Origin of the sequence: Nostoc flagelliforme FACHB-838 (genome assembly GCF_014698065.1) — a bacterium.
Classification (GTDB): domain Bacteria; phylum Cyanobacteriota; class Cyanobacteriia; order Cyanobacteriales; family Nostocaceae; genus Nostoc; species Nostoc flagelliforme_B.
Window position 1 is genome coordinate 1 of the sequence record NZ_JACJSI010000150.1, and the last position, 14,817, is coordinate 14,817.

The 14,817-nt window shown below is 38.8% G+C and carries 12 protein-coding genes; 6 read left to right on the plus strand and 6 right to left on the minus strand.

The genetic code is table 11. From position 1 onward, the window contains the following. Nucleotides 1-168 precede the first annotated feature (168 nt). The 3 genes from H6G97_RS33815 to aroF form a co-directional block, all read right to left on the minus strand. Nucleotides 169-2,133 (minus strand): restriction endonuclease, encoded by a 1,965-nt coding sequence (locus H6G97_RS33815; protein WP_190944795.1) that lies wholly within the window; start codon nt 2,131-2,133, stop codon nt 169-171. Nucleotides 2,134-2,380: 247 nt separating this feature from the next. Next, a complete protein-coding gene (locus H6G97_RS33820) occupies nt 2,381-3,649 on the minus strand; it encodes a bifunctional sterol desaturase/short chain dehydrogenase (protein WP_190944796.1) in 1,269 nt (422 codons plus the stop codon). Nucleotides 3,650-3,955: 306 nt separating this feature from the next. Next, complete coding sequence (gene aroF / locus H6G97_RS33825) at nt 3,956-4,825, minus strand: 3-deoxy-7-phosphoheptulonate synthase (RefSeq protein ID WP_190944797.1); 870 nt, start codon at nt 4,823-4,825, stop codon at nt 3,956-3,958. Nucleotides 4,826-5,425: 600 nt separating this feature from the next. Here aroF and H6G97_RS33830 point away from each other — a divergent pair. The 5 genes from H6G97_RS33830 to H6G97_RS33850 all read left to right on the plus strand — a co-directional run bounded on the left by H6G97_RS33830 (nt 5,426) and on the right by H6G97_RS33850 (nt 9,382). Next, nucleotides 5,426-5,920, plus strand: coding sequence for a hypothetical protein (locus H6G97_RS33830; RefSeq protein WP_190944798.1), 495 nt, complete (start codon nt 5,426-5,428; stop codon nt 5,918-5,920). Nucleotides 5,921-6,082: 162 nt separating this feature from the next. Then, entirely contained in the window at nt 6,083-6,781 is a 699-nt protein-coding gene (locus H6G97_RS33835; RefSeq protein ID WP_190944799.1) for a pentapeptide repeat-containing protein, read from the plus strand. 158 nt (nt 6,782-6,939) lie between these two features. Then, on the plus strand, nt 6,940-7,794 hold the full coding sequence (locus H6G97_RS33840; protein ID WP_190944800.1) for a DUF72 domain-containing protein: 855 nt from the start codon (nt 6,940-6,942) through the stop codon (nt 7,792-7,794). Nucleotides 7,795-8,005: 211 nt separating this feature from the next. Beyond that, on the plus strand, nt 8,006-8,446 hold the full coding sequence (locus tag H6G97_RS33845) for a hypothetical protein (RefSeq protein WP_190944801.1): 441 nt from the start codon (nt 8,006-8,008) through the stop codon (nt 8,444-8,446). A gap of 519 nt (nt 8,447-8,965) precedes the next feature. After that, nucleotides 8,966-9,382, plus strand: a complete 417-nt coding sequence (locus H6G97_RS33850) for a hypothetical protein (protein WP_190944802.1) — start codon at nt 8,966-8,968, stop codon at nt 9,380-9,382. A gap of 158 nt (nt 9,383-9,540) precedes the next feature. On the opposite strand, the gene H6G97_RS33855 is transcribed toward H6G97_RS33850, so the two are convergent. From H6G97_RS33855 to H6G97_RS33865, 3 genes are read right to left on the minus strand one after another with little or no spacing between them, the layout of a single operon-like run. After that, on the minus strand, nt 9,541-12,669 hold the full coding sequence (locus tag H6G97_RS33855; RefSeq protein WP_190944803.1) for a type I restriction endonuclease subunit R: 3,129 nt from the start codon (nt 12,667-12,669) through the stop codon (nt 9,541-9,543). A gap of 22 nt (nt 12,670-12,691) precedes the next feature. Further along, nucleotides 12,692-14,233 carry an ATP-dependent nuclease gene (locus H6G97_RS33860; protein ID WP_190944804.1) on the minus strand — a complete coding sequence of 514 codons (1,542 nt, stop codon included), beginning with the start codon at nt 14,231-14,233 and terminating at the stop codon, nt 12,692-12,694. Nucleotides 14,234-14,241: 8 nt separating this feature from the next. Further along, nucleotides 14,242-14,499, minus strand: a complete 258-nt coding sequence (locus H6G97_RS33865) for a restriction endonuclease subunit S domain-containing protein (protein ID WP_190944805.1) — start codon at nt 14,497-14,499, stop codon at nt 14,242-14,244. A 156-nt stretch (nt 14,500-14,655) separates the two neighbouring features. Here H6G97_RS33865 and H6G97_RS33870 point away from each other — a divergent pair. Then, nucleotides 14,656-14,817: IS630 transposase-related protein (locus H6G97_RS33870; protein ID WP_190938912.1), on the plus strand; the 162-nt coding region annotated here is incomplete at its 3' end.

Below are 14,817 nucleotides of genomic sequence, written 5' to 3' on the forward strand. Positions count from 1 at the left end.
TTCCACATTGCTTGACCGCACGAAGGGCATTTTTTTTGAACACAATCGAGTACTTCAAACGATGTTGCCTCTGGTTTTAAACTTTTTCTTGCCAAGTTTTTGCACCATTATTTCGCTACAAGGTCAAGATTACAGGATTTCCGCTCTTCTCTAGTAAGTTTTGCCACGCTAGGTTAAATTACTATTGAGTAATTTAAAAATTTTTAATGCTGTTACTATGCTTGTTCTAGGGGTGAAATTTATAGTTAATAACGGTAATTCATCGTCTACAATATATTCACGAAATATATCAGCGTAAATTTTGTAATTACTACCTGTAGCAATAATTAGATGATATTCTAACAGCTTATGAATTACATCACATTCATATTTATCTATCACTTCTTGTTGTGAAATAGGAGATGATTCAGCAATATATTTTAAACAATCATAATAGATGTTGCCGATATTTTTTATCTCATCTATATCTCTATCAAATATTTTTTGGATGTCAATGTTATTAATTATTTGCTTAGATTTGAAATCTACAGATTTCAAAGTGTCTTTATGTATTTCACCACAAATTTTCTTTAAAAGCCAAGGCATATTTTGACAATTATCTAATAGCCACTTTTTAATACTAGAATCTAATTTTTTAATATGAGTATTCTTGCTCAAGAAATTCTCGAATTTTTTTAATGCTTGCGCTGTATCTTCTTCTGAAAAAATAAAATTATTTAAGTCTATTGTTGTACTAAGATGTTTTATTTTATACCAAAATTCCGACTGAGGGCTTTTAGCTGGTAGATAAATGTCTGCACGCCAAGAAAAACCAAAAACAATATTTTCTTTAATGTAATTAATTTCCTGCGCTACTTCAAGAAAGTCTTTATAAATTGATACCCATGAATTATTAGTTAAAATCTCTTCAAATTGGTCAAAGAATATAATTATTACTTTTCTTTCTTCTCTTAACTTATGTCTTAATAATTGAATAGAATCACTTTCAAAAAAAGGATATTCTAAACTATCTAGCTTTATTTTATGATTTGTAATCTTAATAAATTCATGATCAATAGCTTCTTGTAATGTTGTTTGAATAACATTCGCTAGAAAAAACTTTGCTTTATCATCTCTAACACTGGTAACATCAACATCACGGATGTAAAATTCATGTTTATATTCTTCTTGACAAGATTCCTCTATTAATTTAACTAATAACGAGGATTTACCCAGACCTGTATTACCAGTTAAACACACTATTCTTGAATCAGGTTTTTTATCTCTTACATCTTTTATAAATTGCCAAAATATCTCTTTTGGTTTTACACGTCCGAAAAAATCTTCTGGACTACAAGGTAAATGATAATCAACAAACTTATCTGCTTTGCGTATTCTTGATATAACAATTTTCTTCAAATCATGTTCTCTTTCAATATTTAATGATTGATAAATGTTCGATTTGTGATTATTCTCATTCAAAAATTTTAAATTATATTTTTGATATATATTAAAATGATCAAAATAACTCTTCCAATAATCTACAGAATGATTCCGAGTGAATTTAGTCGGGAAAATAAAAGCATGGCTATTCTCTATATCTGTATCTATTTGTTCTACAACCCAGATAAACTCTTTCTCGTATGTTACTAAAAATGTAATCCTACTAACTCCTATGTTTCCTAATATATTTAGGTCAGGGTTTTGAATATCATACGCACTTTTAAAAATTTCAATAAGCTTTTTACCAGTCCATACAATTAATTTATCATTATGTTTATTATTAAAAGTATCTACTACTGTTTGACTTGTACCCGCTAGTTCAGAAGTAGATAATAAAAATGCGAAACTGTAGTCAGAAAGTAAAAAAGCTTCTGATGTTAATTGTTTGATATCATTACTATAAATTTTATCTTCATGAAATTTACATTGTACTAATGCTGTTTGTTTTGTATGTTCATCTTCTACAGATATATCAATCTCTGATCCTGGTAAAACTTTGTTGCGTGCAGTAACTTTCCATCTCTGATTTTTGAACAAAGGAGTAACCAGTTCTTCAAAAAAATCACCCTTTTCTTTCGGTTTTTCTTTACCTAATGAATCAGGGACTAATATTTTAAACATTCCCTTTAAATCGTCAAATTTTATATTCATGATTTATGATTATCCTTTTCATTAAATTTTATTATAATAAATAATACTCAGATATGGCACTACTATTGCTTTCCTAATTTATCAAAATCTGAAATAGAATAGACTTTCTATTTTAAAAGTGTATAAGTATAGGCTTTTTTCAACATTAAATAACCAGTACTCATTCAGAGCGATGCCTACGCCTACGCAAAACTAAACTCTGTAGGAGCAATTCATAAATTACCCCTACCTAAAATCAGGGTTTCGGCTATTGTTTGCGTAAATCCTGTTCACTTTTCGCTGTTCGGCTGAAGATTCGATAGTATAGCGACGTACTAGTTTCCTTTAAGGGAAACAGCAGATAGGTGAGAGGATTTATTGCCACAATAATATTTCGGAAGTCGCGCCGTGCGAAAAATAAGATCGCACGAGCAACTTGCTGTGCAGACATCACTCCATAAGGATTCAGTTGGCTCTTAAATGGGCCAAGAATTAACTTGCGAATTACACAATCTCCGTCCAAACGCTTCAGGGTAACAATATCTCCTAGCGCTCTTTTGCTGAGTTCATAAAGCGGACTTAGTGCTGGAGAAACCTCAGCCTCAGAAGTATTCACCCAGATTTCCTTGCTTGCTTTTGCTTGTGGCCCTGTTACAGTTGTCAAAAATATATCCATCAACCGCAATGCTGAAAAGGTATTCACCTCATAAGAGGTGTTGATCGCCTCCGATGTGCGGCTGGCGTAGACATTGATTCCGTGGTTGATAATTAAAATATCTACTTTCTCTAAACTATTCCTCAGTTCGGCTTCATTACCCAACTGCCAAGGAAGCACCTTCACTCCAACTTGCTCTACTAATTTTTCTGGATTAGTGGTTAATGCCACAACTTTAGCATTATTCTTTACAAGTTCAGCCGCTAATGCTTGTCCCAACGCTCCTGATGCTCCGGTTAAAGCGATGGTTTTACCTTTAAGAGACAGTCCTGTACCAAGAATTTTATCCACTAGGGGAAAGACACCACTGTAGTAAGCGTTGACATCATCAAAATGATGCCGCCAATGGTAAGTCCGATTCACCCACCAAAGGGATGGTATTGTCTCTAAAGGGCCAGGTAAGTGGTTGTAGTCTGTATCAATTTTTCCCTGGAAATATCGTACAGACGCGCCATATAAGAAGGTACAACCATAAGCTACTCCCAGCCATAACCCCATTTGCTGGACAATTAAGGCAACGACTACCAATACCACCAGCAGTAGACTCGACTCTAAAATGTCGTGATATAGCTGGGATTCTTGGTAAATTTTCATGGAAACTATCGATAAATCGCGGCGATAGGCCATGTGGTGCTTGTTATGCCATTTCGCAAGCCAATTGACTTGGTGACACAAAGCATGGTAGCTATCTCTCAAAACCTCAGCGAGTAAAAGTGAGAAGAGTGCCCAGCTAGCAAACTGTAAGCTGGCATTTAGCCAAACCCAATTAATTTGTAATCTTGCCTCAATTCCCATCAAGTTTTCAGCTAGCATTTTTATCATATTTGTTTATACTTGTTTTTCTTAATCATTCTTCATGATCTGACAAAGGTGCATTAAGTTCGAGTCTAGAGCAAATAAAAATCAAAAGAAATAGGGAAAAGGTGACAGGTGATAGGGGAATGGAGAGTAGGAAGTAACGATTAAGGAGGGATAGTAAAGTTTATTTGTCACTAACGACAGTCTTGACAGGAAAATAAGTAGATAAACAAAATTAATTACACAATGTCATTGCGAACGCTCGCAATGACTGTGATTAATTCTGTACGCTTACTTTTAGTACCTATGACAAATGACAAATGACGAAATTTAAGCAGCACAAAAAATCGGGGCAGGTTCCAAAGCCGCCCCGACATCTGATATACTGCGCCCAACGGCTGTAGCTACAGGCTTTAAACTATCAACTAAATGCACCATATCTTCTAAAGAAAGCGCTTGACGGGCATCAGAAACAGATTTTTCTGGTTCTGGGTGACATTCAATAATTAATCCATCTGCACCGCAAGCGATCGCAGCTCTAGCCACAGGTGCAACCAACTCCCGTTTCCCAACAGCATGGGAAGGATCTACAATTACAGGCAGGTGAGTTATTTGTTTGAGTGCTGCCACTGCCCCTAAATCTAGAACGTTGCGGGTGTAATCATCAAAACTGCGGATACCTCTTTCGCACAACACCACATCAGGATTCCCGTGGCTGAGGATATATTCAGCAGCCATAACGAATTCTTCAATTGTCGCTGCTAAACCACGCTTGAGCAGTATTGGTTTACCAGCTTGTCCCAAAGCTTTGAGCAAGTCGAAGTTTTGCATATTGCGGCTACCAACTTGAAGCATATCAGCATGGGCGGCGACTACTTCAATTTGAGAAATTGACATAACTTCGGTGACAACTGGCATATTATAATGCGATCGCACCCTTGCTAAAATCTCCAATCCATCTTCACCCATACCCTGGAAGGCATAGGGAGATGTGCGGGGTTTGTAGACACCGCCACGCAACCCCTGCACGGATGCAGTAGATAGCTTTTGGGCGACTATCTCCATTTGTTCTAAACTTTCAACAGTGCAAGGGCCGCCGATAATTACCAGTTCTTTGCCCCCGAAAGCGACTTTTTTTGAGATTTTAACGATTGTCTGGTGGTTCGGATGAGATTGTGCGGTAAGTTTGGCGTTAATCATGGTTTCGTTCTCCTAAAAATTGAGTATTGGGCACTATATGCGGACAATAAAAAAGCCCGAAACCTTTGAAGAGTTCCGGGCGCGTTCTGATTCATCGACATGACGCTACTTACCCGGAATTTAATCTGGGCCAAAAGTAAAAGCCATAAAACCAGCTACTGAAATAAGTCATGACGATGAAATTCTCCTTAAAACAACAAAAACCGCAGAGTTAGCTCTGCGGTTCACCGGGCGGTTTCCATTAGGAAACTCAATTCACTCCCGGTGAACCACCCTAAACCAAAAATAAAAGTAGGAATTTGTCTTAAGCATTTGCGGAGTTTTTGCTGGAAAATTTAATAACTATATCTATGTAGCCTAACACTAGCAAGAAGAGCAAGCGGTGTCAAGACCCCCACAAAGCAGAAAAAAGCGATAGACTCAGTACAAATGTGGGAGTCAAGACTAGTAAACAGGATTCAGAAGTTAAAATATATAATTTTCCTGAGTTGTCACCTCACCTTGTGAAAGCTTATTGCAGACAATTGACGATCGCCATACATTCTTCTTACCCAAGTCCTCATTAACCAGATCAACTTTTTAGGATCATTCAGTTTGATTATGCCCAGCTCCAAAATCTTAGCCCAATCTTTCGACTATTATGGAGTTTACCCCTGCCCAGTCTGTCGGATAGGTAAGATTTCTCACATGCCAATGATGGAAGCTATGGGTTGTGACTTTTGTCAAGAGATTTTTACAGTCAACTCAGAACTACAGCAAATCAAGATGCCTTCTAGGCAACCACCCTTAATTTGGCGTTGGAATGGGTTTAGTTGGACAGAAGGCCAGTTGGAAGGCGTGGAATTAGGTTGGGGTTATGGACTAGCAGCAGCAATTTTTGTAATTCTTCCCACTTCTTTAATTGGCATAGTAGCTTACTATTTTCCTGCTAATCTCAAAGAACCCATTACCTGGACACCATATATTTGGACGATATTAACTTTCTTGTCACATTTATCAATTATTGTTTGGATTGTGATTGAAATTTATCAGATTCCAGTTGCAGCATATTTAAGAGCGATCGCTCGATGGAGAAATGGGGAAATGGGGAGATGAGAAATCAATTAAAAATTAAAAATTAAAAATTAAAAAACTTCTACCTCCTGCCCCCTGCCTCCTGCCTCCTCTTTCCCAATGCCCCATAATCAATAACAAATGATGCAGCGAATAAATGGCTCCATCACTCATAATTAAGTTGATTGTCCACCAAAATATCGTATGAGCGATCTGGAGCACTACTATAGAGTTTTGGAATTAGAGCCTGGAGCAACACTTGACGAAGTGAACCAGGCTTACAAAGATTTAGTCTTTGTTTGGCATCCTGATCGCATTCCTAAAGACAATCTCCGTTTACAGCAGAAAGCACAAGACAAGCTGAAAGCCATAAATGAAGCTCGTGAAAAGTTGCGCTCTCTAAAAACCAAACATCAAACCACACATCACTCACCGCCACCTCAACAGGAAAAACGATCTCAAACAACCCAAAAACCATACTCACCGCCACCTCAACAGGAAAAACCATCTCAAACAACCCAAAAACCACCAAAGCAAAACTCAGACTTGAGTGGTAAAGACTACAGTCGGGCAAATTTGAGCAATAAAGACTTATCTGGCAGAAATTTGAGTTATGCCAATTTGAGCGGTGCTAATCTCAGCGATACTTTTATGCACAAAGTCAACCTCAGAGGGGCGAATTTATCTGAAGCAAATTTATTTCGGGCAAACCTACTTTTAGCGGATCTTAGAGAGGCGAATCTACGCGCTGCTAATCTGATTGGAGCGGATCTCAGTGGGGCCGACTTGCGAGGAGCCGACTTAACAGGAGCGCGGATTCGTTCTGGTGAGCGCCTTCTGGTTAAACTAGTTGGTACTAACTTAGCAGGGGCAATTATGCCTGATGGTTCAATTTATCAATAGCTGAGGCTGCGCTATGAAAAAGCAATCAAGCAGTCATTGTTTGGATGCAATAGATGGTAGTGGCATAGCAATGCTGTGCCCTTACAAGTGATCTGTATTCCAGATCCCTACAACCTGCCTGTAAAATTGAATATGATACCTCAAGGCTTTTAGGCACTGTGAACTTTTTTATTGGTTGTGCTGTTTGGGCATATAAAGGTTGGGCGGGCGAACTCTATCCCCAAGGTACTCGCACTGCCGATTTTCTCCACCTCTACAGTCGTCGCTTCACCACCGTAGAAGGTAACACCACTTTTTATGCCGTGCCTAACCAAGAAACTGTAACCCGTTGGGCTGCCGAAACTCCAGCAGGTTTTGAATTTTGCCTGAAGTTACCGCGAGATATTACCCATCAAGGGTTGCTACAACCCTATATTCCAGCAGCTTTAAAATTTTTAGAAGGGATGCGTCCTTTAGGTAAGCATCTCGGCCCAATATTTGCCCAGTTACCACCCAGTTATCCACCTACATTGCTTGATGATTTGACCAACTTCTTGGAAGCTTGGCCGCGCACACAAGCACCCCTAGCGCTGGAAGTTCGACATCCCGACTGGTTCAGGGAACCCTATGCTAATAATTTGACAGCGCTTTTAGAAAGGCTAGGTGTGGGACGGGTACTGTTAGACTCGCGCCCTATTTATACTGGAGATGATGACCCCCAGCTGCAATCGGAACGGCGTAAACCTAAATTACCGTTGCAATTGAGTGTGACAGCACCTTTTACTCTGATTCGGTTTATTTCTCATCCAAATTTATCAGTGAATCAGCCGTTTATGGAAGAGTGGGTAAAGCAGATTCAGCAATGGTTACAGATGGGAGTGCAAATTTATTTCTTTGTTCATTGCCCAATAGAAGCGCGATCGCCTAGCACAGCACGTCACTTCCAACAGCTATTAGAACAGAGTGGTACACCAGTTCCACCCCTACCTTGGAATAACCTTGAGCATCCTCCTAATCAGCTGAGTTTATGGTGAGCATATTTAGTACATAATTAGTTTTGTAATACTTTCCTGTTAAAGCTTTATACTTTCTAATTTTATAAAAATCAGGGTAATAGCCCTTTTTTGCTCAATTTTCATGAAAGTATATGTGATACCTGAATATAACTGATAAAAATGTATTAACTTTTATTGTGTATGTAATTTAAGCTAGTTTTTTAAAAGCAATTCCATCAAAGGAGGTTGGATGAGTCGTCTTATTTATGAAAGTTCAGTCTCATATAAAGGATATCTCATCATTCCATTTGTTTTTGGTAAGGCGGATGGTTACGAGATTTATTCGTATAAATTGCTATCTGAGATTGGTCACAAAAGTCAATTTCATAAAGCAGAAAACCCAGCAGGAATTTATGGAAGTTGTGTCAGTAATATCATTGATATTGCTAAAGAACATATTACTAAAAATTTAGAGTTTGTTCATCGTGGAGATAGTTTTAAGTCTCGCTATGTTTACCGTAACAATTTGATTATCATCTTCCAAGAAGCTGATAAATATTTTTACGACCATTACCCACCAGAGTTATTGAATAATATTGCAGCTCCAAAATTATTCAAGTCTGAATATGAATGTCTAAGTTGGATTAAGCAAGGGTTTGATGGACGACATATATCGCAAAGAGCTATTTGAAGAAGGTAGGAGGTGGTGAACAGGAAGAGGTTTAGCGATCGCTCAGTCGAACCGCAGATTAAATAACCCTGCTGCATCTACCCTTTCAGAGTGAACTCAAATTATCTAATTTCAATGATAAAGCTGTCTTTGCTTTCTCTCAAGAGGCTTTAATACAGCAGGAAAATCAAGTATAAAAAATTGCAAGCATAAACTTCAAGTCAAGCGAAAGTCATGCTTTCAATGACAGCCTGTGAGTGAAACCATAACTTTGCCGCCACTGGAACCATAACTTTGCCGTTAACGAAGCTGTGATCCTTATTTTACCGTTAGGCGATCGCTTGCGTATTTTAGCCATTAGAAGCATAAATTTGCCGGAAGCCAAAATTGGAAGCATAAGCTTGCCGCAATTCGCACTCAGGGCAGAGGCTTGCATCATATACGAGCAGTTTGCACAAGACAATGCTTTTTAGAATTTGGTAGTTTTGAGGTTGGAAATTTAACAATTACTTTAACGCTCCAAAATTACAGTAAGTAAAAATGAATACATTACTTCTTCAAGCTCAAATTACCCTCCTCCATTTATTTTTGTTATGCAGTGAAAGTGAAGTCAGAGAAATTGAACTTATCGTGCCACCAGCAGCAAGTATGCCAGCACTACGCGGGCTTGCACTACATAAAAAGTTCGGTGGCGGTAGAAATTTGACCTTAGCTGAGGCGATCGCACACAAAAAATCTCTGACCCTTGAAGATATCAATACAATGGTGGATTTTTTTGATAAATTTAAACCAGACATGACAGATCCAGGGTGGTACAACCCTGATAGGCCGTCTGTAGATTGGATTCGCTGGTCTCTTATGGGAGGTCAGTCTGGTAAAAGCTGGTCAATAGACACCAAAAAAATGCTTGAAAAAGGTTTGAAAGATAAATCTATAAAAATAAAGACGCCGGAATAAATATACAGTAGGAAAAATACTAAAGCTTCTAGTTTTTCTAGGTAGCTCTATTTGGCGATCGTAGTTGGTAACACTGGTATAAGTAGAGTTTTAAAATATACTGTAATTTCCCAAACTGAAGCTTTCATGAGTGCGATCGCAATAACTCAGTCTCCATATTATGCAGCCCAGTCCTTACAAAGAGTTTCAGCTTGAGTGATTACTGTTAGGGTAGCTCTCTCTTGTTTATCAGGAGGATAGCCATATTTTCTGAGTAATCGTTTTACAATAGCGCGGAGTTTGGCTCTAACTGTTTCCCTTTCCGTCCAGTCGATCGAGACGTTGCGGCGAACCGCTGTGACTAACTCACGAGCTATGGTTTTCAGCGTTTCATCACCTAGTACCTGAACTGCGCTATCATTCACTTCTAAAGCATCATAAAAGGCTAGTTCATCTTCTGATAATCCTAAGCTTTCTCCACGTTGGCTAGCTTCTCGCATTTCTTTGGCAAGCTCGATGAGTTCTTGTAGAACTTGGGCAGATTCGAGCGAGCGGTTCTGGTAGCGGCGGATACTGTTTTCCAACATCTCCGAGAAGGTGCGGGACTGTACGACATTACGACGCGATCGTGCTTTGATTTCATCATTAAGCAGTTTTCGCAGCAACTCTAACGCTAAGTTTTTTTGGGGAATACCTCGCATTTCTTCCAAGAATTGGTCGGAGAGGATGGAAAGTTCGGCTTTTTCGAGTCCAGCGGTGCTGAAGATATCAATTACTTGATCAGAGGCAACTGCACGGGACACAATTTGACGCATAGCAGCGTCGAGATCGGCTTTGCTCTTGCCTCCTTCAACGGTGTGTTTGGAAAGTGTGGCTTTGATGGCTTGGAAAAAGCCAATTTCTTCCCGCAGAGCAATCGCTTCCTCTTCAGTGGCGCAAAGGGCAAAGGCTTTGGAAAGTTCGGTCACTGCTTGAATGTAGCGTTGCACGCCGTTGTCTTCCTGAAATTCGGGGCGTAAAATCCAGTCGGTTGCTTCCCGCAGAACGGTAAGACGTTCTGAGGGATTGCCTGTGAAAAAGCGAGAGTAGTTGCTACCGTGAAACATTGTGGCGACGATTTCGTATTTCTCCTGCATTAGGGCGACGGCTTGTTCAATGGGAATGCCAGTTTCACCGCGATCGCCTTCTGTGTATTCCTTTAAAGCATTTTTCAAGTCTTGGGCGATGTCAAGGTAATCGACCACTAAACCGCCCGGTTTTGCCCCAAAAACACGATTGACACGGGCGATGGCTTGCATCAAATTATGCCCTTTCATCGGTTTGTCGATGTACATGGTGTGCAGACAAGGGGCATCGAAACCAGTCAGCCACATATCCCGGACAATTACAAGTTTGAGTGGATCTTTATGATTGCGGAGACGGTTAGCGATTACATCTTGTCCTTTTTTGGTGCGGATGTGGGGTTGCAATGCTTCTGGATCGCCAGCGTTGCCAGTAATCACAACTTTGATTTCGCCTTCGCTGTCCTTGTCAGAGTGCCACTCTGGACGGAGTTTGACGATTTGCTTGTAGAGTTCGGCGCAGATGCGGCGGCTCATGCAGACGATTATGCCTTTGCCTTGCATTGCCGCGAGGCGATCGTCGAAGTGGTTGAGGATGTCTTGGGCAACAAGTGCTAGGCGTTTTTCAGTACCAACCATTGCTTCCAACTTCGCCCATTTGCTTTTTAGCTTGTCTTTGGTAGTTTGTTCTTCGCCTTCGGTGACTTCTTCAACGTCAGGGTCAATTTTGGGTTTCTCGCTCTCATCGAGGGCAATTTTTGCCAGACGGGCTTCATAATAAATTGTAACGGTAGCTCCATCTTCGACAGCACGTTGGATGTCGTACATATCAATGTAGTCGCCAAAAATTTGTTTGGTGCTGGCATCAGCTTTGTCGATCGGGGTGCCAGTAAAGCCAATAAAAGAAGCGTTGGGAAGGGCATCGCGCAGATATTTAGCGAAACCATAGGCGGTGTATGCTCCTGTTTCTTGCCCAGTTTCTTTGTCTTTGGTTTTGACGACTCGCGCTTTCAGTCCATATTGGGAACGGTGGGCTTCATCAGCAATGAAGACGATGTTATGGCGATCGCTCAACATTTCATACTCACCGCCTTGTTCCTCTAGGGCGAATTTCTGAATGGTGGTAAAGATAACGCCACCAGATGCTACTTGTAGTTTGGTTTTAAGGTCGGCGCGGTCTGCTGCTTGGACGGGTTGCTGGCGCAGTAAGTCTTGGCATTTGGAAAAGGTGGTGAGGAGTTGGTCATCTAGGTCATTGCGATCGGTCAAAACAACTAAGGTGGGGTTTGCCATTGCCGGATGCTGAATAATTTTTCCAGCGTAGAATGCCATTGAGAGGCTTTTACCTGAACCTTGGGTGTGCCAGATTACACCCACCCGCTTGTCGCCTTCTGAAGAGGTGGCTTTGACAGTTTCGGCAACGGCTTTGTTGACGGCGTGGTATTGGCGATACCCTGCCATTTTTTTAGTAATGCTTTCCCCATTGACTTCAAATACGATGAAGAAACGTATGAAATCAAGGAGACGCTCTTTATCAAAAACACCCTTTAAAAGAATCTCTAGTTCTGGCTTTCCCTTAATGATAATGTGTTCTCCATCAATAGTTCGCCAGTGAAAAAATTTTTCAAGCCCTGATGTCAGGCTACCAATTCTGGCTTGTAGTCCATCCGAAACAATTAATAGTTCATTATAAGTAAACAATGAAGGAATATCTTGTTTATATCTTTGCAATTGACTAAAAGCTTGTTCGATAGTTGCTTTTTCTCTTATTGGGCTTTTAAGTTCAATTACTGCCAAAGGCAAACCATTAATAAAAACTACCAGATCGGGACGGCGAATTATTCTATTCTCTTGAACACTAAACTGATTAGTGATTACCCAATCATTACGCTCTATATTCTTAAAATCTATAATCTGAATTTGTTCGTAAATGATTTCATCGTTCTTAGAATATCTAATTGATATGCCTTCAATCAACAACTTATGAAAAGTATAATTATTATCTAATAAGTTTTGGCTTTCAGAACGAATTAATTTTCTAATAGCTTCCTCTAAAGCTTCACTAGGTATATGTGGATTCAAATTTTCAATTGCAGAACGTAAACGATTTACCAATAAAACTTCGTTATAGCTGCTTCTTTGAGAATTTGATTCCTCAGGTTTTATTTCAGAATAATACAATCTTGTATAACCAAGTTCTTCAAATATTTTTAGTGATAATTCTTCAAGTAACTCTTCAGTAATCATTTTTAAATACCTGGGTAAAGCTCTAAGTTTCAACCTCTATTACTTGTTCACCATTTGCTATCCTATCTAATTGGTTTCGTAGAATTGCCAGTGGCTTTGAAGAAAGACGATCTACTGCCTTAACTAGAACATTAGCAACAGTTAGTTCATCTAACTGTGTGAGTTGAGCAGTTTCTCTGAAAACATTATGATGCTTAAAGAATGTTTTCATAGTATTCAGCAAAAACTCGGCATGAATTTCATCTTCCCTTAACTCTGATGCTAATAGTTGTAAGCCTTCAGGACAAGATAAAATCTCTACAATCCACTGTTCAGGTGGAACTGTACCTGGTAGTTTTATCCTATTAATTTTGCTATTTTTATCTTCACTTGACATATCCAAGCTATTCATCCATTTTGTAATGTCTTCAGCTATAACATCACCGTCCCAAACAATTAACACTCGCTGTTGCCAGCCTGAAATTATATGTGCTTCAGCAAGACTAGCTAATTTTGATTTTGTTCTACCACAAACAATCTTTAATCTTCTCCTTATATGACCAGGAACAGCTAGTCGTATGAGACTTTCTGCTACAGAATCTTCACAAAAAATAATAATATCCGGCTCAAAAGTAGATGATATTGAAGAGATTACTTTATTTTTAGCAACAAAATCATGTATTTGATGGGAAACATTATTAAATTCTATTAGACAACGAAATTGCCTTGGTAAAGCATCAAGAAAATCAAGAGAACGAGTTGTAATAATCATTTGAAACTTTTTATCTTGGCAAATTTCTATAAGATGAGGTGCAAATCTAGTAATTGCAGAGGGATAAAGCCCAGACTCTATATCTTCTATAAGAATCAAAGATTGAACTTCAGCAGTTTGAAGAATGCAGAACAATTCTATAAGTACATCCTCTCCTGAAGACATATTTAAACTTGAATACTTTTTGCCTGATAAGCAAGACCTAAGTTTTAGGTCATCTGTAATATTAAGGGCAGCTTCATAGAATGTTTTTCCCAATGTATCGCTTAATCTTTGTCTGAATTTTTCATTTAGGGCAAACGTTGTATCAAATACGGGATTAGTTTTAAAGTGACTGGCAACTGAAATATGGTTTAAGCCTAAAATTGATCGAGATGTACTAACAAAAATAATATTTTTATTAGGGCGATTAGCTGAAAAAGATCTATTAATACCATCAAAAATAACTTCATCATAAATTTTAGGGTCTGGTCTTTGATTAATATATTTCCACTTGATCTCAAAATCAGTGAAAGCTGGATCAATGTGAGTTGTTAGAAATAAATTATCAAAAGTATATTGGGCAGTATCTATAGAAGAACTATTTTCAAAAGCAAGTCTTAAAAGAGAGAGAATAGTACTTTTGCCTACTCCTGCTTTACCACATATAGCCGTTATTGGCCTATCTAAATTTATACAGAAATTTTTGATTCCTCTAACTCCAGAAACGCCGGAAATTACCATACTAGATAATCTTGGCTGTGGAAAAGCTTTAGGATTATTCCACTGTTTTATCAACTGACTCTCAATACTTGATAGCTTTGTTCCAGGCATACTTTACCTCATACAGATAAATTAGTATCAAGAGATAGTTCATTCAATCTATCAACTGCCTTAATTTCACCTGAAAGGAGGTTGTAAAGCAAAGTATCACGAATAGCATTTAAAGAAATTATTTGTTCACTGTTAGCTTTTATAGTTCTCATAATTGGTTGAATTACATCTCCAAATTTTCGAGGTACTGTATTAGATGGAACCGTTAGTAAGAATGATAAAAAACAATTAACTGGTACACGTTGACGACCACTAGAAGCAGTCATATTTTGAATTGCATGAGTTCTTAGTTCTTGACTTCGAGCAAGAAAGTATCCGAATTCAACAGGTATAGCAAGCGCCAAGGCGGTTAGGACAAACAGTATAATTAGTGAGTAAAGTAAAACTAGATACAGATGAAGCGTTCAGCTCAAGGAAAGCTCATGCCAAAACCTTACAGTTACGACTTACGCCAGAAGGTAATTCAGGCAATAGAGTTAGACGGGATGAACAAAACGGAAGCAGCGCAAGTTTTTCAAATCAGTCGAAACACAATCAACCTATGGCTGCAACGAAAAGCCAGCACTGGAGATTATCAAGCATTA

Excerpts from the sequence above, each read along its gene's own strand:
- H6G97_RS33815 (WP_190944795.1), bottom strand. The coding sequence starts at position 2,133 with ATGAATATAAAATTTGACGATTTAAAGGGAATGTTTAAAATATTAGTC.
- H6G97_RS33820 (WP_190944796.1), bottom strand. The coding sequence starts at position 3,649 with ATGATAAAAATGCTAGCTGAAAACTTGATGGGAATTGAGGCAAGATTA.
- aroF (WP_190944797.1), bottom strand. The coding sequence starts at position 4,825 with ATGATTAACGCCAAACTTACCGCACAATCTCATCCGAACCACCAGACA.
- H6G97_RS33830 (WP_190944798.1), top strand. The coding sequence starts at position 5,426 with ATGCCCAGCTCCAAAATCTTAGCCCAATCTTTCGACTATTATGGAGTT.
- H6G97_RS33835 (WP_190944799.1), top strand. The coding sequence starts at position 6,083 with ATGAGCGATCTGGAGCACTACTATAGAGTTTTGGAATTAGAGCCTGGA.
- H6G97_RS33845 (WP_190944801.1), top strand. The coding sequence starts at position 8,006 with ATGAGTCGTCTTATTTATGAAAGTTCAGTCTCATATAAAGGATATCTC.
- H6G97_RS33850 (WP_190944802.1), top strand. The coding sequence starts at position 8,966 with ATGAATACATTACTTCTTCAAGCTCAAATTACCCTCCTCCATTTATTT.
- H6G97_RS33855 (WP_190944803.1), bottom strand. The coding sequence starts at position 12,669 with ATGATTACTGAAGAGTTACTTGAAGAATTATCACTAAAAATATTTGAA.
- H6G97_RS33860 (WP_190944804.1), bottom strand. The coding sequence starts at position 14,233 with ATGCCTGGAACAAAGCTATCAAGTATTGAGAGTCAGTTGATAAAACAG.
- H6G97_RS33865 (WP_190944805.1), bottom strand. The coding sequence starts at position 14,499 with ATGACTGCTTCTAGTGGTCGTCAACGTGTACCAGTTAATTGTTTTTTA.